Annotated in this window: 28 protein-coding genes; 21 read left to right on the forward strand and 7 right to left on the reverse strand. The window is 35.2% G+C overall.

Annotated elements, in window-relative coordinates; genetic code table 11:
• Positions 1 to 111 precede the first annotated feature (111 nt).
• Positions 112 to 1455, forward strand: coding sequence for an HD domain-containing protein (locus NST63_RS02850; RefSeq protein WP_212946298.1), 1344 nt, complete (start codon positions 112 to 114; stop codon positions 1453 to 1455).
• 290 nt (positions 1456 to 1745) lie between these two features.
• On the opposite strand, the gene NST63_RS02855 is transcribed toward NST63_RS02850, so the two are convergent.
• Positions 1746 to 2507, reverse strand: coding sequence for a class I SAM-dependent methyltransferase (locus tag NST63_RS02855; RefSeq protein ID WP_078109142.1), 762 nt, complete (start codon positions 2505 to 2507; stop codon positions 1746 to 1748).
• Between the two features lie 230 nt (positions 2508 to 2737).
• Here NST63_RS02855 and NST63_RS02860 point away from each other — a divergent pair, with 230 nt between their 5' ends.
• Positions 2738 to 3277 (forward strand): GNAT family N-acetyltransferase, encoded by a 540-nt coding sequence (locus tag NST63_RS02860; RefSeq protein WP_341041218.1) that lies wholly within the window; start codon positions 2738 to 2740, stop codon positions 3275 to 3277.
• 61 nt (positions 3278 to 3338) lie between these two features.
• Here the strand turns inward: NST63_RS02860 and NST63_RS02865 are convergent, their stop codons facing one another.
• From NST63_RS02865 to NST63_RS02880, 4 genes are all read right to left on the reverse strand, one after another.
• Positions 3339 to 3653: a DMT family transporter gene (locus NST63_RS02865; RefSeq protein ID WP_058004102.1), complete on the reverse strand. Its 315-nt coding sequence runs from the start codon at positions 3651 to 3653 to the stop codon at positions 3339 to 3341.
• Entirely contained in the window at positions 3653 to 3982 is a 330-nt protein-coding gene (locus tag NST63_RS02870) for a DMT family transporter (RefSeq protein WP_078109140.1), read from the reverse strand. Before NST63_RS02870 ends, NST63_RS02865 begins: the two co-directional genes overlap by 1 nt.
• 79 nt (positions 3983 to 4061) lie before the next feature.
• On the reverse strand, positions 4062 to 4646 hold the full coding sequence (locus tag NST63_RS02875; protein WP_058004104.1) for a TetR family transcriptional regulator: 585 nt from the start codon (positions 4644 to 4646) through the stop codon (positions 4062 to 4064).
• Between the two features lie 104 nt (positions 4647 to 4750).
• Positions 4751 to 5758, reverse strand: coding sequence for a YeiH family protein (locus tag NST63_RS02880; protein WP_180213693.1), 1008 nt, complete (start codon positions 5756 to 5758; stop codon positions 4751 to 4753).
• A gap of 155 nt (positions 5759 to 5913) precedes the next feature.
• On the opposite strand from NST63_RS02880, the gene NST63_RS02885 reads away from it, so the two are divergent.
• The 4 genes from NST63_RS02885 to NST63_RS02900 all read left to right on the forward strand — a co-directional run bounded on the left by NST63_RS02885 (position 5914) and on the right by NST63_RS02900 (position 8972).
• Positions 5914 to 6798, forward strand: coding sequence for a LysR family transcriptional regulator (locus NST63_RS02885; protein WP_341041220.1), 885 nt, complete (start codon positions 5914 to 5916; stop codon positions 6796 to 6798).
• A 44-nt stretch (positions 6799 to 6842) separates the two neighbouring features.
• Positions 6843 to 7718 carry an MBL fold metallo-hydrolase gene (locus tag NST63_RS02890; protein ID WP_078109137.1) on the forward strand — a complete coding sequence of 292 codons (876 nt, stop codon included), beginning with the start codon at positions 6843 to 6845 and terminating at the stop codon, positions 7716 to 7718.
• A 77-nt stretch (positions 7719 to 7795) separates the two neighbouring features.
• The gene (locus tag NST63_RS02895; protein WP_341041222.1) at positions 7796 to 8332 is read left to right on the forward strand and encodes a GNAT family N-acetyltransferase; all 537 of its coding nucleotides are present in this window, start codon (positions 7796 to 7798) and stop codon (positions 8330 to 8332) included.
• A gap of 211 nt (positions 8333 to 8543) precedes the next feature.
• The gene (locus tag NST63_RS02900; protein ID WP_341041223.1) at positions 8544 to 8972 is read left to right on the forward strand and encodes an NUDIX hydrolase; all 429 of its coding nucleotides are present in this window, start codon (positions 8544 to 8546) and stop codon (positions 8970 to 8972) included.
• A gap of 31 nt (positions 8973 to 9003) precedes the next feature.
• Here the strand turns inward: NST63_RS02900 and NST63_RS02905 are convergent, their stop codons facing one another.
• Positions 9004 to 9579 carry an LOG family protein gene (locus tag NST63_RS02905; RefSeq protein ID WP_078109134.1) on the reverse strand — a complete coding sequence of 192 codons (576 nt, stop codon included), beginning with the start codon at positions 9577 to 9579 and terminating at the stop codon, positions 9004 to 9006.
• Positions 9580 to 9667: 88 nt separating this feature from the next.
• Between NST63_RS02905 and NST63_RS02910 the strand changes: the two genes are divergently transcribed.
• The 9 genes from NST63_RS02910 to NST63_RS02950 all read left to right on the forward strand — a co-directional run bounded on the left by NST63_RS02910 (position 9668) and on the right by NST63_RS02950 (position 15308).
• A complete protein-coding gene (locus NST63_RS02910; RefSeq protein ID WP_078109133.1) occupies positions 9668 to 9988 on the forward strand; it encodes a MazG nucleotide pyrophosphohydrolase domain-containing protein in 321 nt (106 codons plus the stop codon).
• Positions 9989 to 10025: 37 nt separating this feature from the next.
• Complete coding sequence (locus NST63_RS02915; protein ID WP_341041224.1) at positions 10026 to 10754, forward strand: MOSC domain-containing protein; 729 nt, start codon at positions 10026 to 10028, stop codon at positions 10752 to 10754.
• A gap of 186 nt (positions 10755 to 10940) precedes the next feature.
• Positions 10941 to 11567: a class I SAM-dependent methyltransferase gene (locus NST63_RS02920; protein ID WP_078109131.1), complete on the forward strand. Its 627-nt coding sequence runs from the start codon at positions 10941 to 10943 to the stop codon at positions 11565 to 11567.
• 67 nt (positions 11568 to 11634) lie between these two features.
• Positions 11635 to 12015 carry a nucleoside 2-deoxyribosyltransferase gene (locus tag NST63_RS02925; protein WP_078109130.1) on the forward strand — a complete coding sequence of 127 codons (381 nt, stop codon included), beginning with the start codon at positions 11635 to 11637 and terminating at the stop codon, positions 12013 to 12015.
• A gap of 93 nt (positions 12016 to 12108) precedes the next feature.
• Positions 12109 to 12534, forward strand: a complete 426-nt coding sequence (locus tag NST63_RS02930) for an NUDIX hydrolase (RefSeq protein ID WP_078109129.1) — start codon at positions 12109 to 12111, stop codon at positions 12532 to 12534.
• A 77-nt stretch (positions 12535 to 12611) separates the two neighbouring features.
• A complete protein-coding gene (locus NST63_RS02935; protein WP_058004115.1) occupies positions 12612 to 12791 on the forward strand; it encodes a hypothetical protein in 180 nt (59 codons plus the stop codon).
• 190 nt (positions 12792 to 12981) lie between these two features.
• Positions 12982 to 13995, forward strand: a complete 1014-nt coding sequence (locus NST63_RS02940) for a S66 family peptidase (RefSeq protein WP_341041225.1) — start codon at positions 12982 to 12984, stop codon at positions 13993 to 13995.
• Between the two features lie 591 nt (positions 13996 to 14586).
• A complete protein-coding gene (locus NST63_RS02945) occupies positions 14587 to 14844 on the forward strand; it encodes a DnaA N-terminal domain-containing protein (RefSeq protein ID WP_180213675.1) in 258 nt (85 codons plus the stop codon).
• Between the two features lie 14 nt (positions 14845 to 14858).
• Positions 14859 to 15308 (forward strand): GNAT family N-acetyltransferase, encoded by a 450-nt coding sequence (locus NST63_RS02950; RefSeq protein WP_341041226.1) that lies wholly within the window; start codon positions 14859 to 14861, stop codon positions 15306 to 15308.
• A gap of 84 nt (positions 15309 to 15392) precedes the next feature.
• Here NST63_RS02950 and NST63_RS02955 read toward each other — a convergent pair whose 3' ends face one another.
• Positions 15393 to 15842 carry a DUF3888 domain-containing protein gene (locus NST63_RS02955; protein ID WP_212946289.1) on the reverse strand — a complete coding sequence of 150 codons (450 nt, stop codon included), beginning with the start codon at positions 15840 to 15842 and terminating at the stop codon, positions 15393 to 15395.
• A 66-nt stretch (positions 15843 to 15908) separates the two neighbouring features.
• Here NST63_RS02955 and NST63_RS02960 point away from each other — a divergent pair, with 66 nt between their 5' ends.
• The 6 genes from NST63_RS02960 (at position 15909) to dnaN (ending at position 20104) form a co-directional block, all read left to right on the forward strand.
• Positions 15909 to 16397, forward strand: a complete 489-nt coding sequence (locus NST63_RS02960) for a tetratricopeptide repeat protein (RefSeq protein WP_341041227.1) — start codon at positions 15909 to 15911, stop codon at positions 16395 to 16397.
• 10 nt (positions 16398 to 16407) lie between these two features.
• Positions 16408 to 16860: an NUDIX domain-containing protein gene (locus tag NST63_RS02965; RefSeq protein WP_078109120.1), complete on the forward strand. Its 453-nt coding sequence runs from the start codon at positions 16408 to 16410 to the stop codon at positions 16858 to 16860.
• A gap of 30 nt (positions 16861 to 16890) precedes the next feature.
• Positions 16891 to 17589 (forward strand): class I SAM-dependent methyltransferase, encoded by a 699-nt coding sequence (locus tag NST63_RS02970; protein ID WP_212946287.1) that lies wholly within the window; start codon positions 16891 to 16893, stop codon positions 17587 to 17589.
• Between the two features lie 21 nt (positions 17590 to 17610).
• Positions 17611 to 17856, forward strand: coding sequence for a hypothetical protein (locus NST63_RS02975; RefSeq protein ID WP_212946286.1), 246 nt, complete (start codon positions 17611 to 17613; stop codon positions 17854 to 17856).
• A gap of 112 nt (positions 17857 to 17968) precedes the next feature.
• Entirely contained in the window at positions 17969 to 18745 is a 777-nt protein-coding gene (locus NST63_RS02980; RefSeq protein WP_212946285.1) for an SDR family oxidoreductase, read from the forward strand.
• Positions 18746 to 18976: 231 nt separating this feature from the next.
• Positions 18977 to 20104 (forward strand): DNA polymerase III subunit beta, encoded by a 1128-nt coding sequence (gene dnaN / locus NST63_RS02985; RefSeq protein WP_341041228.1) that lies wholly within the window; start codon positions 18977 to 18979, stop codon positions 20102 to 20104.
• Positions 20105 to 20269: the final 165 nt, after the last annotated feature.

Consider the following 20269-nt stretch of genomic DNA (forward strand, 5'->3'; position numbering starts at 1 on the left):
CACTCCATAATGTTGAATACTCATCGTATTATTCCCTTGAATTCTAATTTTCATAAGCAATTCATTCACAGATAGACCTATAATTGTAAATATAACCAAGGAGGTATGAATGTGAATTTTGACCAAGCCCTATATTTACAAGAGGATGAGATTGAAAGTTTAGAACGTGCCTTATTGTTCGCAAAAGATGCACATAAAGGTCAAAAACGAGCAACCGGAGAACCTTACATTATTCACCCGATAGCTGTGTGTGAAATTTTAATGAATTACCAAGCTGATCATACTACGCTAATTGCTGCTCTACTCCATGATGTTGTGGAAGATACGAGTGTGACCTTACTGGAAATCGCGGCTTCCTTTGGTTCAGAGGTTGCTTTCATTGTTGAAGGCTTAACGAAGGAGAAAAAAGGGAATCTACACAAAGAGGAATATAGTGCAATAAATGCAAAGAAGCTATTATCTGCTTCGGTGAAGGATATTCGTATTCTTATTATTAAACTTGCCGATCGGTTACATAATATGAGAACACTGGAAGTAAAGAAAATAGAAAAGAAGGTTCCATATGCCAATGAAACATTATTATTTTTTTCTCCATTAGCGGAACGGCTAGGGTTGTATCAAATGCAGGAGGAATTAGAGGAATTATCCTTTAAGTATCTAAACCCGCCAAGATTTCACGAAGTTCAAAAGCTAGTCAATAATTATACTAAAACATTTCTTCCTATTTTCGATTCCTGTTCAGACAGAATAATAAGCAGTAAGGGAAATCTTGATATGGAGATGACCTGGGAAAAGGAACCAATCTACAAAGCAGCATCTATTATTCAGGAAGAAAAACCACTAGCTGAATTATTCATGATTAAACTAACAACTAAAGAATCCATTCATTGCTACACTGCTCTTGGAATTGTGCACCAACTGTTTCAACCCCTTCAACATTTCGAAGACAATATTGCCATAGAGAAAAGTATGTTTTCAAAGCATCTCACTACAAAAGTTCTCATTAATGAAATAGAAGTAACATTTATTATTCAAACCGAGCAGACAAGTATCTTCCAATTATTAAAGAACGATCCTATACCAATGCTTAGTAGCAGAATATTAAAAGATACGATTAAATCTGTTCAATCGGTAACAACAAATCCAATAGAATTTCACGACTTGATTTCATTTGAGTTATTTCAAAAGGAACTAACAGTGTTTACACCGAAAATGGATATTATCACATTACCAGAAAAATCCACGGTTATTGATTTTGCTTTTCATTTAAACCCTCACCTCGCTAGAAAAATGTCTGCTTCAAGGATAAATGGACTGAAAAAACCAATCTATACCGTACTCCATGATGCGGATATTGTTGAATTAGTTATCACTAACCAAACCACTGTTCAAGCTAGTTGGTTAAACCATATTCAAACAGCCAAAGCGTTGAAGGAAATTAAAGAAATACTTTAAAAAGTTAGAATGGAGCAACAGAATGAGGAAGAAAGATTGAAATGTCTTTGAGGCAAGAGTGGAGACAGATAATGAGAGAAAAAAGCCAAAAATGTGTGTCAGAGGAGAGAGTGGAGACACATAATCGGGAAAAAAGGCCAAAAATGTGTCTCCAAGGAAAGAGTGGAGACACATAATGAAGAAAATAGCCCAAAAATGTGTCTCAAAAGGAAAGTGGAAGCACATAATAACCAGATGCCCCCGTAGCTAAATCCCAATTAAGCAGAAAAAACCGGTATAACCGGTTTTTTCTATTCTAAGACGGCCTTAATTATAAATCGAGATTGCTGTACATCGAAATAGCCTTTGGATTGTATGATTTTATGGATTTGATAGAGTCGATCCTGATATTTTTCAATAGTGAAATCAGGTACCTGCCAAGGGATTGCTTTTAAATAATAGATTAATGCGCCAATGTCATAGAATCTTTGCATAGGGAATTCTTCACGGTGATCAATAATTTTAAACCCATGATCCTCTAATTCATTAACTGCATAGCGCAAATTCCAATGATTGAATTCTTCATTTAAAGGTGCCCCTAATTGTTCGTTTATTTGAGAGCAATCAGTGCCTCCAACTTGTTGAGTAAGAAAAATTCCTTGATTAGTAAGAATTCTTTTTAGTTCAATTGGTGAGTAAGATTCATGTCGATTAATAATTAAGTCAAAGCTATTGTCTTCAAATGGAAGTTCATTATCATCGTCAATTTGCACAATTTTTACTCCTAAAGGTTCTAGCCTTTTTTTAGCTATTGGAACATTTGGGGGATAGGATTCCGTAGCACAAATAGTTGGTGGATATGGTGTCAACATAGATAAAAATTCTCCACCACCTGTCCCCATGTCCAGCATGGCTTGTGCTTCTTTTATAAGCGGAAGGACGATACTTCCATAGGACCAAGAAAGGATTCCATTTTGCACGCGCCCAGTCTCTGATAGATATGAAAAATCCCATCCTGAAAAGGTTTGATTTTTTTCCTGTATATAAGTAGAAAATAATTCGTCTTTTATCATGATTGATCTCCTCCAGATTTTCTTTTAACAATTTTAATTGTTTAGTAGAGGAGGTCCTCTTATACGTTTTTATATATTGTGTTCTAACAAATTCATTCTATTTTTTCCTCCCTTATATATATTCTCTTAATAACTTCATTTCTTCAAAAGTTTCAATATTCCTGCTGTCATCGAAGGGAATTTCAAAGAAATGTCGAACAATGAATGAAACATCAGAAAGGGGAGATTTCATGAATAGGTTAGTTCCGCACAATATTAAGTTTGCTAGTCGCATGTTTGAACTATCTAGTGCTCCTCAAGTAAGCAAGGCACTAGGATTATCTGTGAAAACGATTCAGGATACAATTAGCTTTATCGAATTTATTAAAAAAGAGGAAGAGGAAGGTAAACAGTATTCGCGGGTCATATACAGTGAAACAGAAGGTTTAATTGGCGTGATCACATTAAAGGATATCGATCATAACAAAAAGAGCTGTCATATTGGTACTTGGATTGGATTTGACTACTGGGGTAAAGGATATAATGAATGGGCGAAAAAGGAAATTCTCATATTTGCTTTTCAACAGCTTAATTTAGAGCTTGTATTTGCTGGGGCAAAAAAGGACAATATTCGGTCCATAAAGGCACAAGAAAAATTACCTTATATCACTTTTAATGTGGAATCGATCTTTCCAGATGAGCATGTAAAAATTGAAAGGCAAACCCAGTCTCCATGTGTTCTTCATGTTATTCAAAAAGACAATTTTATGAAATGGTACAAAAATGAATAAACAAAATGCTGCTCCACATAAGACAATTGGAGCAGCATTTTTAACTATAAAAATAACAGCATTAAGAAGTGAGACTCATACCAATGACACCAATTAATATAAAGAGCAGTGAGAAAGCCTGAAATTTATTGATCTTTTCTTTAAACCAAAAAAGGTCAGCTAATGTAATCCCGATGGTACCAATTCCTGTCCAGACGGCATAGGCTATTCCTGCGGGTAAGGTTTGCATAGCGGTTGAAAGGCAATAAAAGGACAGTGAAAAACCGACGACTATTACAATAATTGGCCATTTTTTCTTCCATCCATCTAAGTATTTCATGGATATAGTAGCAATGACTTCCTCTATTCCTGCAAGCAATAGTAATCCCCAAACCATTATTGTTCACTCCTTTCATTATTAGTAGTGGTAAATACCTTCATTCCAATGATTCCAGTAATTAAAAATACTAGGAATATTAATTGCTTAAAAGAAAATGGATCTCCTAAAATAACTCCAACAAAGTAGGTTGCAGTTGTTCCGATTCCAACAAAAACTGTATAAGCAGCAGCAACAGGAATTTTCTTATATGAACGAATGAGTAAAAGAAAGCTTATGATGATAACGACTAGAGTGATCAACCAATCCATTAGGCTATCTGCATGTTTTAATAATGTCGCCCATACGACTTCAAGAGCGCCAGCTAGTAATAATAATAACCATTCCATATTTCTCCCCTTCTTTCCAAATGAATGACTATCATTCATTTTTTTTATCTAAAAAATATTGGATGTAAGTATCCAATATTTAAAAAGCTGATAAGGATCTTTTTATAAAGTTATAAATTTCCTTTTGATATTCTTCTTCTAGTGCATCATGTTCTTTACCGATAAAATATCTTTCCGCAGTGTTTTCCATGAGATTAATGATCATTTTCGTTGTAAGTTTAACATCAATCGTATCAATGATTTCTTGATGTTTAATGGCAAGATTGATTTTTTCTTCAAACCATTGGTAGAAAGGCTGGTAGATGATCTCCCATTTTTCCATCGAATGTTCAATCGCTAAACCTGAATAACAGAGAATGATGATATCTTTAAAATCCTCCGTAGTTTCAAAGGTCGTACGAATGACTTTTTCTAAAACTATCCAAAATGAGTCCTGGTCAGAAACGACTAGCTTCATTTTTTCAAATGTAATCGTCAGTAAATGATCAGCTATTGCAGGAATTAAGGAACTTTTTGATGGGAAGTATAAATAAAAGGTTCCTTGTGCAATTCCCGCACTTTTAACGATATCTGAGATGGACGTATTTTCATATCCTTTTTCGGAAATGACTTGAATCGCTGCTTGTAATATTTTATCGTATTTTTCTTCCGATTTTTTGGTCATTGAGTATCACCCTTTTTATGAATGACTGTCATTCATTTATGATAGCACAAAGAAAACTAAAAAGCCAACCCTTTTAGTTAAAGGCTGGCAACTAGTAATAATCGTTAAACGATAAAATAGGCGATTATACTTAAACAAACGGAAGTGATAAGCATAGCGATCAAAGGTCTTAATGCTTTTGTACGAAGATCTTTTAAACTAACATTAAGCCCAAGTCCAACCATAGCAGCCGTCAAGCACCAAGTAGTTAGGTTAGATACTCCGTTTTTAAATCCATCTGTCACAGGAATATGACTTCCTAGAATATAGCTTCCAAATAAACTCATGAGGATAAAACCAATTAAAAACCAAGGAAACTCAATTTTATTATCACCAGATTCCTGCCCATGGCTTTTCCGTTTCATAAAATACATAAAGATAAAGCATAAGGGAACAAGAAGGAAAACACGTCCTAATTTAGCCAGTAGTCCGATTGCAAGAGAATCCTCGCCACCAGGTGCTGCAGCTAAGGCAACATGGGCTATTTCATGTAAACTAATACCAGACCAAATTCCATAATCTACTGCAGATAAAGGTAAAAAGGGTCGTAAAATGGTATAGGTAATGGCGAAAATCGTCCCTACTAATGCAATAATGCCAACACCGATAGCAGTATCTTCATCTTTAGACTTAACAATAGGAGCAATAGCTGCAATGGCAGCTGCGCCACATACTCCAGTTCCAACTCCGAGTAATAAGGAAATATTTTTATCAGCTTTAAACACTTTAGCCAACCAAATCGTTAAAAGGATGGCAAAGGTAATCACTCCTGCATCACGAATTAAAAGTCCGATCCCATCATGTAAAACTGTATCAATATTTAATTTTAAACCGTATAAAATAATAGCAAAACGCAATAGTCGTTTAGAAGAAAAGGTTATACCAGAACGAATCATTTCAGGATACCCAAAAATTTGACGATAGATAACTGCAATAATAATGGCAGAAGCCAATTGTCCGACATGGTCGAATCCAGGCACCATGGCTAAAAAGAAACCGAGAAGAGCGATAAAGAACGTAAATGCAATACCACTGATCCAATATAGAGCGGAGGGTTTCTTTTTTGGTTCCATTGGTTCTAGTTGTAGAGCTTTTTCTACTTGCATAAATAACACCTCCAGTGATTTTTCTATAGTTTTAGCATAAGCCAATATTGACGATAAGGAAAATAAATATATATGATATTAATTATAAGTAATAACTTATAATAGAGGGAAGAAGGATATGAATGGATCAACACTTACTTGTATTTGTAACAGTGGTTGAGAAAGGGAATTTTTCACGTGCGGCTGAGGAGCTTCACATGACACAACCAGCTGTCAGCCAGTATATACAAATGTTAGAACGTACTTATGGGACGAAACTTTTAGATCGGACGAATAAATTTGTGCGTTTAAACAAAGCAGGAGAAATTATCTATTATCATGCAAAGGAAATTCTGGGCCTTTATTCGAAAATGCAGAACTTAGTTGATGATTTGACAAATCGAGCAAGTGGTCCCCTTTCCATTGGTGCAAGTTATACATTTGGTGAATATGTGCTGCCGCATTTTATAGCAAAATTACATGAGAAATTTCCATTGATAAAGCCAAGAATTATTATCGGGAACACAAAAGAAATTGCGGAACTGGTGATGGGACATCAATTAGATGTAGGAATCATTGAAGGAGACTATAAAGATTCTAAATTAACAGTTGAGCCATTTGCGGAAGATATCATGTATGTCATCGCTTCAACCAAGCATCACTTAGCTCAAAAAAAAGAAGTGAGCATTTCCGATTTAGAGGAGGAAACGTGGATTGTCCGTGAATTAGGTTCAGGTACGAGAATGGCGGCAGAGAAAATTTTTCGCCACATGTCTATTGCTCCAAAGGATGTCATGGAATTTGGAAGTACGCAATTAATTAAAGAAACGGTTGAATCAGGTCTAGGGATTACACTTTTATCTCAACTAACTATTCGTAAGGAAATGTCTATGGGCCTATTAAAAATCATTCCAATCGTGGGGACTCCTTTTAAACGGAAGTTTTCCATTGTTTTACGCACATCATTTAAAACGAAAGCGCTTGAGGTGTTCATTGATTTACTGAAGAAATATGATGCTTTAAATTAAGTAAAAACCTTACAATGAAAATAGATAAGGGAAGGGGGATTCATATGTATCAATCGAAGCATTTTACATTGGAGAAGATAAAGGAAGGAATCTATGCGGCCATTGTAACGGAATATGGAGGGGGGATTGGAAATGCAGGTATTATTGATTTAGGTGACCAAACAGTGATCTTTGACACCTTTAATACTCCTCAAGCGGCAAGAGATTTGAGAAAAGCAGCGGAAGTTCTTATAGGAAATCCAGTCTCATATGTCGTTAATAGTCACTGGCACGGCGATCATATCCGTGGAAATCAAAGCTTTGAAGATTGTAAAATTATATCCACAGTCTACACTAGAGAATTAATGGAAGAAATTCATCCACCACGCATCAAGCAGCAGCAACAAACAATTGATCAGTTAATTGAATATATCCAAACATTAGAACAAGAGCCAAGTCCACAGAAGGATGTCATTTCCCAACTAAAAGAAATAAAAGAGACTTTACCTCAATTAAAACTCGTACTACCTGATATCGTTTTTGATAAGCAATATAGTATAAAAGGAAGTAAGAGAGAAGTACAGCTAATAACATATGGTGGAGGTCACACAAAAAGTGATGCCTTTTTATATGTTCCAACGGAACAGGTCATTTTTATGGGAGACTTATTAGTCATACAAAATCATCCAATGATAGGTGATGGAAGCCCAACAGAATGGATTGAAATATTAGAGAAAATATCGAAGCTATCCTTCCATATCGCTGTTCCAGGACATGGACCAATAGGTTTAAAAGATGACTTAAATAAGTTAAAACAATATCTAGTCGATTTGTTTGATCTTCCAAGCGAAATTCCGAATAAATACAGTTTGTGGAATCATTCGGAGCATTTTAGTTCCAATATAGAGTTTTTAAAAACGTATAGAAGTAGTTTACTATAGTAATAAATAACAGAATATTAAAATTAGTTTATCGGTGTACTTAAAAGAATCTATAGTTCAGGAGAAGGGAAAAGAATATGGAAAATTTATATTTTCGACCATTAGAAAATGAACTTGAAGAATTAATCTCATTTATGACAATGAATCAGTGGGAATATCATGGAAATACTATCAGTTCAGCGGAAAAAATAAGTGAAAGCTTTAGGAATGGTTGGTATCACGAGGACAGGGAGACTTTCTGGATTGAAATAGATGGGGAGAAAATAGGACTAGCAATAATTCATGATATTTCAGATACTATTCCTTTATTTGATCTTCGCTTAAGTGAAGAGTATAGAGGTAAAGGGATAGGAAAATACTGTGTACATTGGATAGTTAAGTACCTATTTCAATTACCTGAGAAAAAAATCAGGATAGAGGCTTATACTCGGGCAGATAATATTCCAATGCGTAAAACACTATTTCATTGTGGATTTGTAAAGGAAGGGTATTTACGAAACTCATGGGAAAATGACGATGGGAGTGTTTCCGATTCTTTATGCTATGCAATCATTAGAGATGATTGGGAAAATGGGACAATAACACCAATCAAAATGGAGGAATATTCATTTTAAAAACCAAGGCTCTTTTCTCAAAATTTTGTGGCTCCTTAAGCTATGTTTTAACTAAAAATAGGTTCAAGCCCGTCAAGCTCATTAATTCCACTAAGAAAAGAGCTGCAAACTTCATAAGAACGTTGAGCCTTTATTAGTGTAAAAGCCGGCAGTAGGGAAAGCAACAGACTTACGAAAACAGTCAAAATGGATTAGATGAAGGGATGAAGAAATGGTTCCAAGAGCAAATGCATTAGGATTATTAAGAAAAGATGATCAAATTCTTCTTGAAGAACAAAAGGGAGTCCATTCTAAAGGAATAGGCTACTTTTATCGTCCAATTGGGGGAACGATTGAGCTTGGTGAAAGATCTTATGAAACGCTTATAAGAGAATATAAGGAAGAGCTAGATGTAGAAATAGCAATAAAAAGGTACATACACTGCTTAGAAAATATTTATGAAATTAATGGACGAATCGGGCATGAAATCACGCAAATATATGAAGTTGAATTTAAGGATGAACTACTATATAAGAAAGATACCTTTCAAGTAGTAGAAGGCTCAAGGATTACTCAGGCTAAATGGATTTCCCTTGGGAATATCGAATCACTTATTTTATATCCGAATGGATTACAAGAGCTGATTAAACAAATAATGTAAGGGATGGTTATTTTAAAACCATCCCTTCCTTCTATTTATTCGTTGAATAAGTTTTTACTGCTGGCGGTTCATATGTATTAAATTGATCAAGTAAATCCTTTGAATCATTAGACACTAGCGCCATATGACGGTATTTTTCATGTAGAAACTGTTCCTTTGTCATATGGTCAAATAATGCAAGGAGAGGATCATAATAATGATTAATATTTAAGAGACCACATGGTTTTTGATGAAGACCTAATTGAGCCCATGTAAAAATTTCAAAGAACTCCTCTAATGTTCCAGGTCCTCCTGGTAATGCAATGAATCCGTCTGCTAAATCTGCCATCTTTGCTTTTCTCTCATGCATCGTATCAACAATAAATAATTCAGTTAATTTTTTATGGGCTATTTCTCTATTTTCTAGAAAAGTTGGCATAACACCAATTACGTGACCACCCTCTTCTAGAAGTGAATCTGCTACGGCACCCATGACTCCAACACTAGCTCCACCATAAACTAATGCAATGTTTCGCTTCGCTAGTTCTTTTCCTAGTTTTTTTGCTTCTTCTATATAGATACTAGATGCTCCGCTACTAGATCCGCAAAATACAGCTAACTTTTTCATATGATCTCCCCCTTAAAAATATCATGAACAATTATATAAAAGTTTCAGTATTTTGTTAAACTTAAGGTATTGAAATGGAGGGAAAAAAATGGATGTTACTGAATTTCAACAATGGGTGAAGGATTATTATGATAGCAGGGGATGGTCAGAATTAGATATTTTTATTCGAATTGGCTTTTTAGCAGAAGAAACAGGTGAGGTTGCACGAGCAATTCGAGCCCTAGAGATTGGGAGAGATCGACCAGATGAGGTGGATGGTTCTTATGAAGAGAATAAGCAAGAGTTAACGGAAGAACTAGGAGATGTTTTAGGGAATATCATCGTCATTGCGAATAAGTACGATATTCCACTAGAAGAAGTATTTCATGCTCATAAACAGAAGTTATCTGAACGTTATTCTCGTAATTAGGAAGGAGTACAAAGTTAGTATATTAAGGGGGAGTGACATGTTAATCGGTCATATCGAAGAAATCGTTCGTTATCCTATAAAATCCTTTCAGGGAGAGAATGTGGCAAAGACAAAAATCATGGAATATGGTTTGTACGGAGATCGTAGCCATGCCTTTAAAGATGAAACAAGGCGCGATAAGTACCTGACTATTACGCAATTCCCAGAAATGGCTCAATATATAGCGAGATTTATAGGGACAGAAAAGTTGGATGAGTATCCTAAAGTCGAAATTACGACGCCTACTGGAGAGATTCTTCATTGGGGAGATGAGAATCTTACTCAAGAAATACAAAACAAATCGAAACGAATGGTTTCTCTCGTTCAATATAGTCCGACACATGTCCCAGTGGGGGCGATTGAAGAAGAGAATATACTGTTAGTTACGGATGCATCTTTAGCTGCATTGGAGCAATTATGGGGAGAAACAGAGGTGGATTATCGGAGGTTTCGTCCAAATTTACTCCTATCATTAAAGGAAAAAACTCCATTTATCGAAGAAAAATGGTTTGGAAAAAGAATAAAGATTGGAAGTGCAGTTGAACTTCAACTAAAAAGGCATTGTGAAAGATGCATGATTATTACAGTAAATCCTGAAAATGCGGAAAGAAATTCTTCTTTGCTGAAAACGATAGTGAAAAATCGAAATAATCACTTTGGTGTTTATGCATCTGTCATAAAAACAGGGGATTTACAGATAGGTGATGAGGTTCATCTACTTGATTAACACCAAATGGGATTTGAAATAAATTATTCCAATGTAAAGAAAATTGGGATATTATAGATAATAGTATAAGAAAGGTGGGATACGTGATGAAGCACTTAGAGAACAATCACCATTTATATTTAGGGGAATTAAATAGCTAATCGAGCATTCTAAAGAGGAATGCTCGGTATATGAGGAGGAGCATTCTTGTTAAATAAACTTGGTTTCGATTTATGGGCAAACGATTATGATCAAACTGTTCAATTAAGTGAAGAAAGTAATCTGTATCCATTTGCTGGATACAAAACCATCTTAAATACGATATTTAATGAAGTGATGCAGTGTGGAAATCAGTCTGTCTTAGATATCGGATTTGGGACGGGAGTATTAACCAATAAATTATATGAAAATGGACATGAAATTACCGGAATTGATTTTTCTAATAAAATGATTGAAATTGCACAATTAAAAATGCCGTCTGCTCTTTTAATAGAATTTGATTTCACAGAAGGTCTACCCGAGCAGTTAAACGGGCAGAAATATGATTCAATCATAAGTACGTATGCGTTACACCACTTAACGGACGAGAAAAAAATAGAATTCATTAAAAGCTTGCTGCCTTTATTAAAGAAAGAGGGGAAAATCTATATTGGAGATATTTCGTTCCAAACAAGACAATCCCTCGAACAATGTAAAAAGGATAGCTTAGCCTATTGGGATGATGATGAATTTTATTTCGTGGCCGATGAAATGATTTCATCTTTAAAAGCGTTATGTCAGTGTGAATTTCACCCTATTTCCCATTGTGGTGGTGTATTTATTCTTTCGGTTTAGTACAAATGTGAAAAAGGAGATGGATGACTCATCTCCTTTTTCTACTTTTAGGAGAGGAAAGTGAAGAATGAAATTTTATATCGCTTCAGGTTTGCAAAATAAAGAAATAGTAAGGGATGTTGCCAACCAGTTAAAAGAGAAAGGGCATATTCATACTTATGATTGGACGAAAAATGAGCATATATCAACTATTGAAGAATTAAGAGAGATAGGCCAAAAAGAAAAAGATGCAGTTTTAGAGGCGGATACGGTCATTGTTCTTTTACCAGGAGGGAAAGGAACGCATATTGAATTGGGACTGGCGCTTGGCCAAGAAAAAAGGATCTACCTTTATTCAGCAACTTCAGATATCAATCAACCTCATGCAACAAGCACTTTTTATCATTTACCAGAAGTAGAAAAGGTCATTGGATCAATCGAAGAGTTGGTTAATCGCGTAATTTCATAGATTCAAGCAGTGTTGATAAGGATCAGCAATTATAATAGAAAACTACTTACTTAATCGATTAAAGATTAAATAATAGGATAAAGGAGAGTTACGATGAAACGAGTAGATGTGGCATATGTTCTTCTATATGATGAGCAGGAGAGTAAAGTATTAATGGTAAAAAATAAGGGGGAACAATCATCCTACTATACTCTTCCAGGTGGTGCAGTTGAACCTGGAGAAACTCTCGTTGAGGGGGCTATTAGAGAAGTAAAAGAGGAAACTGGTTTAGAAGTAGAAGTCAATGGAATAGTAGGAATTCATGAAGCATTCTTTAAAGCCAGGGGACACCATGCAGTCTTTTTTCATTTTAGAGGGAAATGGATTGGTGGAGAAATTGAAATTTCTTATCCTGATGAAATTGAAGAAGTGGTATGGATGGACTTGGAACTGGCGCAAAGATACATCGGTATTCCGGAAACAAAGGATCTACTCAAAAAGAATACATCCATTTCCTACATAAATAAAGGAATTATTTAACAATAAAGGTTTCAAACTTATTTGTGTCGAATAAATAATTATAACTAAGCTGTAATGATCTAAATGAGGGAGAATTTATGGACTTATTACTATTCTTTTTTTTACCCTTGATTGGAATGCTATGGTTTTTAAATTTAGTTACTTTAATAAAGAAAATAAAAGAAGAAAAAGCTTGTCAAAATCAGATTATACTTGGTGCTACACTTAGCTTTATTTTTATAGGATTATTTATGTTTTGGATAGTTGGTCTTTATTAAAGGTTCTTGTCTCAAACATTACTACTATATAGGTAATATTTTCAACTGATGGCTCTTTTCTCAAACATTGTTGCTATTTAAGTAATGTTTTAACAAATAACTATCGGCTAAAAGACCACTACACCTTTCATTTTACTTATTAAAAGGACAATCATTAACAAGGAATCATGAAGATAGAGGAGGAAGAATGATGATTAGATATCCATTATTAGACAAAAATGCAACCATCGGTGTTACTGCCCCTTCTTCTGGAATCGAAGTTGAATTGCATAATATGTTCAAACAGGCCTGTACACGTATGGAGGAATATGGTTTCAATATCATTTGTGGTGATACGGTTTGGACACAAGATAAGGCGAAATCTGCCCCTGCTAGAAAAAGAGCGAATGAATTGAATCAAATGATCGCTGATGAAAAGATTGATTTGATTATTCCTCCTTGGGGTGGAGAATTATTAATTGAGATTCTTGAAAAAATTCACTTTGATAATATGAAAGAAAAATGGATACTCGGATACTCAGATGTAAGTGTTTTGTTGTTGGCAATTACATTAAAGACAGGGATTGCAACTGCTCATGGAGTGAACCTCGTTGATTTGCGAGGAGAGTATTCCGATCCAACTACAGCAATGTGGCAAACAGTTTTAGCTACTAAAGCAGGTGCCTCTGTTCTTCAATCATCATCTGAGAAATATCAGAAAGCATGGCGACATGATCAACCTTCACCATGTGTTTATCATTTAACAGAACAAACTGAATGGAAAACACTCGATAGGGAAAGTGTTCATATTCAAGGAAGATTACTTGGTGGATGTATCGATGTGATTAGGCACTTAATTGGTACACCATTTGGGGATGTCCAGAACTTTAGGAAGAACTATATAAATGAAGAGCCGATTCTATGGTATTTGGAAAATTGCGAGCTAAATACAGCTGATTTACGCCGATCCTTAGTTCAGATGAAATTAGCCGGTTGGTTTGATCAAGCTTCGGGGATTATGTTTGGCCGTAGCCCAGCGAATCATCCAGTTGATAATTATACAGCGATAGATGTATATAAGGAACTTGAAAATGAGCTACAAATTCCAATTATTTATGATATCGACTGTGGTCATGTTCCACCGCAAATCACACTCATTAATGGTGCATTTGCTGAGGTTAAAGTAGCAGATGGAAAAGGAACAATTAGGCAATATTTTAAATAAGGCTCTAAAGGCGGGAGAGTTATGGTAAACGCGGAGAGAATGATGGATATAGAGGAGATGTCATCCAATCCTGGGAGAAGAAGATATGATGTATTTTACACTAGAGGAAGTAAAAGAATACAGGCTTGAACATAGCCTGCCAAATCAAAGTATCCTTTGGATTTAAATGGTTCATAGAAGTGGTTACTTCTTTATATCCTCTCCATTCTAATCCTAGTTGAAATGTTTCAGGAAGACCAGAATGGTCAGATGATCCATACTTCATCTACTTGGGAGAAGGTTGGTTCTTTAATAAAGCTCTTTTCTAAAAATTGATTACTATTTCTAATAAAGTAAAAATGGGCTTTAGGATTTTTACGAGTGTTATCCGCTATCAAGTAGAGTATAGGATGTAGAAAAGAGCACGTAGCCTACTCTATTCAGGATTCCAGCTACATGCGTAAAAAACATGTATGTGAAAAGAGCCCTAGAAAGATGGACAGTCAATATTTAACGGATGGCAGATTATTCCCTTGGTCAATTATTAAAGTCTTGGGGAGCTAACTCGATTCATATCTATCGAAGATGAGAATATAAGTGAGGGAAGTGCAGATGGAGAATGATGCATTATGGCAGGAAGTAATGGAAGAATTAAAATTATCGATTGAGCCCAATGCTTTAAAGACATGGTTTAAGCATGCAAGAATACATAATATTGATAAATCAGAAATGGTGATTTATGCAACAAACGAGTTTGCTGCAGATTGGATGAGGAAGCATTTTCTACAAGAAGTAAAAAGTGCAGTGAAAAAGGTACTCCCTACAATTGATAAAGTGAAAATATCCTATGAAGAGAATTCTCAAGAATAAAAAGGAGTCTAGATATGATACGCAGAGTGAATGAAAAGGATGTAGATGCTTTAATCCCTTTAATGTATCAATATATTGTTGATTTTTATAGACGGCCTCGTCCAGATGAGAAGGATGTACGGGAACTGATCAATCTTTTATTCATACATCCTGAAAGAGGAATTCAATTTGTTGCTGAAGAGGATGGAAAGCTAATTGGTTTTTCCACTTTATATTTTACGTTTAGTACGACAAGGGTAAAGGAAATAGCGATATTAAATGATTTGTTTGTTGCTCCAGACTCTAGGGGGAAAAAGGTGGGAGAACAGTTATTTAAAGAAAGCTTAACATTTTCGAAAAATCATGGCTATGCGGCAATGACTTGGAAGACAGCACATGATAATTACCATGCTCAGTCATTATATGAGAAAATGGGCGGAAAACAAACAAATTCGGAATGGTTAAATTATGAAATCAGCTTTTAGCCAGTTTTATTAGTTCTTAGAAAAAAGGCAGCGGTTTCGTATACAATAGGCGATTTGAGACGAATCCGTGCCTTTTATAAAATCCTAGTTCATTTGCTTTTCACTTTGTTCACCATGAATGTATTGCTTAACCTGGATTGATACATTGTCCAAGTTGATATCTTTTTGAAGAGAATTTCCTAGGTATGTGTTTGTATCAATTTTTACTATCACAGTATCCGAATGGTTTTCATTTTTCTCATTGTCGTGAACTAAAATATTCAGTCTTACCTCATACCAGCTTTTAGGTGGATCCACCGTGTGGTCATTATTGATTGAAAGATGCTTTACACCTTCCGACTTCCATGATGCCTTATTTCCATGTTCCTTCTTAACTGCTTCTGTTACATAAGGAGTGACTAAATCGACAAAAATGTTTTCCGTTGTTACATTAATCTTTGTTTTCTTGGCCGGTTTAAGTGTCTCTGCATTGACCCCAATTGAACCGCTTCCGATAAGGAAAAATACCAAGAATAGTATTGTGAATTTTTTCATATATATCACCTCGAAATTAATGTTTCCAAAGGAATTTTGAATATACATAGAAAATTAAAAGGGGGAATGGAAATGAATCTAATGGATCAAGCCTTGCTTTTGAGAAAGGAAGGACATCTCAAGGAATCCAACGAAATGTTAATCCAACTAGCTGAACATGAACCAGATAATCCAATGGTGAATTATCAATGTGCTTGGAGCTTTGATGTAATGGGGAAAGAAAGTGAAGCGGTTCCTTACTATACTAGAGCGATTTCACTGGGACTTCAAGATGAAGCATTAGAAGGTGCTCTATTAGGATTAGGCAGCACCTATCGTACATTAGGACAATACGAGAAATCGAAGGGAATTTTGACAAAGGGAATCGAGCAATTTCCAAATAACCGTGCGATTCGAGTATTCTATGCATTGACTTTATACAATTTGAATGAGCATCATCATGCAATGGAAATTCTTTTGAGAAATTTAGTAGAAACAACTGTAGATACAAATATTCTTGAATATAAAAAAGCATTGGAATTTTATTCAGATAAATTAGATGAAGTTTGGAAATAGGGGGAAGTGTATGTTTATTGTTAATGTCGAAGGTGCCATTTTTAAGGATGGGAAATGGCTTTTGATTGAGCGAAGTATATTGGAAGAACATGCAGGAGGAGAATTATCATTAGTTGGGGGCAAGGTGGATAGAGAGGGACCTTCATTTGACATATTAGAAAGAACATTGCACCGAGAAATTGAAGAGGAAGTGGGGATAAAGGTAAAAATCCACGGGTATGTGAATAGTTCCTCTTTTTTAACGGATATGGGAGAACATGTAGTGGATATCGTTTTTTTATGTGAGCATGTATCTGGTGAGGCATATGCCAAAAGTCCGGAAGAAGTGGATGGCATTCTTTGGCTGACTACTGAACAAATTGTAACAAATGAGGAATTGCCTGATTATTTGAGGAGAAATATCCAACATGCTCATTGTTTATTAAAGGAGAACATGAAATTAAATAAAGAACAATGCTTATGAGTGAATTTTTATAAATATAGGGGACTATCAATGGATAGAATCAAAAGTATACGGGAAGCAGAAAAGAACTATCACGATTATTGCTATGACCAATATTCATTATTTACTGAAGGATCATGGTTACATAAACCAGTGAAAACAGTGTTGGATTATATGGATTTTTTAGAGGGGATCGAAGAGGTAAAGATTCTCGACTTAGGTAGTGGTATAGGAAGAAATAGCATTCCGATGGCCCAGAAGCTAGACAAAGGGAAAGTGGTTTGCGTCGATATACTTGATTCTGCTATACAAAAGCTGAGTCTTTATAGCCAAAGATTTGGGGTAGAAGATAGGATTTATCCGATAAAAGAAGATATTGCTTGCTTTGAAATTCAAAAATGTGCGTTTCATTATATTGTCGCTGTATCGAGTATAGAGCATGTTGACTCGGAAGAATGCTTGGATCTTGTTCTAAATCGAATGGTGAAAGGAACAATACGAGGCGGAATCAACTGTTTAGTCGTAAATTCAAATGTCCAAGAGATAGATATTAAAAGTGGTAAGAAGTTAGAACCAATGATGGAGGTTAATCTTTCAACGGATCATATGCTAGAGAAATTGAGAGACACATACTCTAAATGGGATGAGCTTACAATGCAGGTTAAACCACTCGAATATAAGATTCAAAGAAATGAGAATGATATTTTAATGAAAACCAATGCGGTGACCTTTGTTGTTAGGAAAAGATAGATATACAGGGGGACGGATACATTGAGAAAAGATGTACAAATATTAGGCTATATCTTGTTTCTAGCTGGTGTTTTCTTATTTGGAATGATGCACCTTGCGTTTGCGATTTATGTGCCACATCTAACTGGATGGGGTGATCCTCCCGGTAAGCTTGCAACAATACTTGATCAGATTAATGGTTTAGCCCCATATTTTCTTGGAATCTCATTTATGATCATTGGAGGAATTATTATTTTATTTAACTTATTTAAGCAATACTTTCTCTAAATTTATTTAACTAATACGTTTTCTATTTACACATCATTTAACATAAAAAAAACAAATTGTTACAGAGGATAATAAACAGATACAAAGATTAACAAGGGGGTAGGGAAATTAAATGGACCAATTACATGGGAAAATTGCTATCGTTACCGGAGCTAGTCGAAGGGAAGGAATTGGTGCGGCTATTTGTTTAGAACTTGCAAAAAGTGGAGCAGATATATTTTTTACCCACCTCCGTCCATATGATCAAAAGATGGATTATTATATTCCAGAAAAAGACTTCCCTAAAGAATTAGAACGGCAAATAAAAGAAATGGGCAGACGAGTGGGTTCTATGGAATTAGATATAAGTAAGCCAGAAGCTCCTTCCATCCTTTTAAATGAGGTTGAAGCTCAACTTGGGCTCCCCGCTATTTTAGTAAATAACGCAACCTATAGTGTAGATGTTGATTATCGAACGATGACAGCTGAAATGCTTGACCTGCATTATGCAGTGAATGTTCGCGGTACCTGTATGCTTACGGTTGAATTTGCAAAAAGAATCGAGGGCAAACAGAGTGGAAGTGTGATCAACCTTATCTCTGGTCAAGATAAAGCACCTGAGCCTGGAAATTTAGCATATGTAGCAACGAAAGGAGCAATTTCTGCCTTCACCTTATCGATTGCCCCTGATTTAGCCAAGCAATTTATTACAGTGAATGCAGTGGACCCAGGTCCAACAGATACGGGATGGATGAATCCGGAGCTTAAGGAGTATCTAATACCGAAGTTTCCTATGGGGAGAATTGGACAACCTGAGGATGCTGCACGCTTAATTGCTTTTCTTGCAAGTGATAACGCTAGATGGATTACAGGCCAAATTATTCATTCCGATGGAGGCTTCTGGGATTAGTTAGAGGTTAATTGGACCATCTTAACAGAGATTAATTTACATAGATATAAAATTTAAAGAACATTCTTATTCAAATAGATAATATAATTGTTGTTCATGATAATGGAGATTTGCTCTACAGTGGGGTAAATCTTTTTTTATGGCTGTAAGACAAATATCTAACAGGGATTTTATCGAATCATGACGAATTGTTAGATTAATATACTATTCAAAATTGAGAGGACTATCAAAATGGAGTTTATCATCAATAAAGAGAGTTTAAATCAAGCCATAGTCGATGTAAGTAAAGCGGTCTCCTCAAAAACACCGTTTCCTATTTTGACAGGAATAAAGATGAGTGTAGATGAAAATGGAGTAATCTTAATCGGTAGTAATTCAGATATTATTATTGAAAAGTATATCCCATTAATGCGTGATGGTAAGCAAATGATCCAGGTTCAAAGTGAAGGAAGTGTGGTCGTCCCCGCAAAGTTTTTGAGCGAGATCGTTAAAAAAATGCCAGATGATCTGCATATTAAGGTGAATCATAAAAATGTTGTAACCATTCAATCGCGTGAAATAATAACGAATATTAATGGATTAAATTCAGAGGAGTATCCAAATCTACCAGTATTCAATGATGAAGGACATATAAGAATGGTAGGGAGTAAATTGTTCGATACAATCAAACGAACTGCCTTTGCCGCTTCACAAAATGAGATGAAACCGATTCTAACAGGTGTGAATATGTCTTTCTCTCCTAATAAACTAGTTTGTGCAGCGACCAATTCTCATCGCTTAGCATTATGTGAACAGCCAGTCGAATCTAATCTTCAATGCTCAGTTGTCATCCCAAGATTTAGCTTGAATGAGCTAATTAAGCTTTCCGAATTTGAATCGAGTGTCATAGATCTGTATATTACCGACAATTATTTCATTGTAAAATCTGAAGCTACTACTCTCTATTCACGACTAATCGAGGGGGCATATCCTAATATAGCTGGACTTATACCGAAAGATGGTAAAACAAAAATTATATTAAATACAAACCAATTCCTACAAGGTATTGACCGCGCTTGTCTATTCGCCAATGAATGGAGAAATAATAATGTCCATTTAAGTATCGAAGGGGAGAAGTTGAAAATTTCTTCGAATGCTTCTGAAATAGGAAAGATCGAAGAGACACAAGCGATAATATCAATGGATGGTTTTAATGAACTAAGTATTTCATTAGATGGACGATTCCTAATGGATGCTTTAAAGGCAATAAGTGACGAGGAAATCAAAATAAGCTTTGGAGGAACGATGAAACCAATTTTAATTGAACCTGTCGGGAATTCCGCTCAGCTTCATTTAATTTCACCGGTGAGGTCTTATTAGATCAATGATTATAAAGCTTTTTATAGTAGTGAAAATGGGTTCATTTAAAATCCAGTATTAATTTTAAACAAAGGAAATATGGAAGTATAATAAGGGAATGTAATGTTAAGTACTACATTAAAAAAATCCGATAGTGTTTAACCATTGCTTTGTATGTGAAAAATA

The sequence above is a fragment of the Heyndrickxia sp. FSL W8-0496 genome, from assembly GCF_038007825.1.
GTDB classification, from domain to species: domain Bacteria; phylum Bacillota; class Bacilli; order Bacillales; family Bacillaceae_C; genus Heyndrickxia; species Heyndrickxia oleronia.

Bases quoted from the DNA above. Each gene is read 5' to 3' on its own strand.
- NST63_RS02980 (WP_212946285.1), top strand. From the start codon at position 17,969: ATGGACCAATTACATGGGAAAATTGCTATCGTTACCGGAGCTAGTCGA.
- NST63_RS02960 (WP_341041227.1), top strand. From the start codon at position 15,909: ATGGAAATGAATCTAATGGATCAAGCCTTGCTTTTGAGAAAGGAAGGA.
- NST63_RS02870 (WP_078109140.1), bottom strand. From the start codon at position 3,982: ATGGAATGGTTATTATTATTACTAGCTGGCGCTCTTGAAGTCGTATGG.
- NST63_RS02860 (WP_341041218.1), top strand. From the start codon at position 2,738: ATGAATAGGTTAGTTCCGCACAATATTAAGTTTGCTAGTCGCATGTTT.
- NST63_RS02880 (WP_180213693.1), bottom strand. From the start codon at position 5,758: ATGGAACCAAAAAAGAAACCCTCCGCTCTATATTGGATCAGTGGTATT.
- NST63_RS02940 (WP_341041225.1), top strand. From the start codon at position 12,982: ATGATTAGATATCCATTATTAGACAAAAATGCAACCATCGGTGTTACT.
- NST63_RS02930 (WP_078109129.1), top strand. From the start codon at position 12,109: ATGAAACGAGTAGATGTGGCATATGTTCTTCTATATGATGAGCAGGAG.
- NST63_RS02865 (WP_058004102.1), bottom strand. From the start codon at position 3,653: ATGGTTTGGGGATTACTATTGCTTGCAGGAATAGAGGAAGTCATTGCT.
- NST63_RS02925 (WP_078109130.1), top strand. From the start codon at position 11,635: ATGAAATTTTATATCGCTTCAGGTTTGCAAAATAAAGAAATAGTAAGG.
- NST63_RS02855 (WP_078109142.1), bottom strand. From the start codon at position 2,507: ATGATAAAAGACGAATTATTTTCTACTTATATACAGGAAAAAAATCAA.
- NST63_RS02895 (WP_341041222.1), top strand. From the start codon at position 7,796: ATGGAAAATTTATATTTTCGACCATTAGAAAATGAACTTGAAGAATTA.
- NST63_RS02965 (WP_078109120.1), top strand. From the start codon at position 16,408: ATGTTTATTGTTAATGTCGAAGGTGCCATTTTTAAGGATGGGAAATGG.
- NST63_RS02970 (WP_212946287.1), top strand. From the start codon at position 16,891: ATGGATAGAATCAAAAGTATACGGGAAGCAGAAAAGAACTATCACGAT.
- NST63_RS02890 (WP_078109137.1), top strand. From the start codon at position 6,843: ATGTATCAATCGAAGCATTTTACATTGGAGAAGATAAAGGAAGGAATC.
- NST63_RS02885 (WP_341041220.1), top strand. From the start codon at position 5,914: ATGGATCAACACTTACTTGTATTTGTAACAGTGGTTGAGAAAGGGAAT.
- NST63_RS02910 (WP_078109133.1), top strand. From the start codon at position 9,668: ATGGATGTTACTGAATTTCAACAATGGGTGAAGGATTATTATGATAGC.
- NST63_RS02915 (WP_341041224.1), top strand. From the start codon at position 10,026: ATGTTAATCGGTCATATCGAAGAAATCGTTCGTTATCCTATAAAATCC.
- NST63_RS02945 (WP_180213675.1), top strand. From the start codon at position 14,587: ATGGAGAATGATGCATTATGGCAGGAAGTAATGGAAGAATTAAAATTA.
- NST63_RS02905 (WP_078109134.1), bottom strand. From the start codon at position 9,579: ATGAAAAAGTTAGCTGTATTTTGCGGATCTAGTAGCGGAGCATCTAGT.
- NST63_RS02900 (WP_341041223.1), top strand. From the start codon at position 8,544: ATGGTTCCAAGAGCAAATGCATTAGGATTATTAAGAAAAGATGATCAA.
- NST63_RS02935 (WP_058004115.1), top strand. From the start codon at position 12,612: ATGGACTTATTACTATTCTTTTTTTTACCCTTGATTGGAATGCTATGG.
- NST63_RS02955 (WP_212946289.1), bottom strand. From the start codon at position 15,842: ATGAAAAAATTCACAATACTATTCTTGGTATTTTTCCTTATCGGAAGC.
- NST63_RS02950 (WP_341041226.1), top strand. From the start codon at position 14,859: ATGATACGCAGAGTGAATGAAAAGGATGTAGATGCTTTAATCCCTTTA.
- dnaN (WP_341041228.1), top strand. From the start codon at position 18,977: ATGGAGTTTATCATCAATAAAGAGAGTTTAAATCAAGCCATAGTCGAT.
- NST63_RS02875 (WP_058004104.1), bottom strand. From the start codon at position 4,646: ATGACCAAAAAATCGGAAGAAAAATACGATAAAATATTACAAGCAGCG.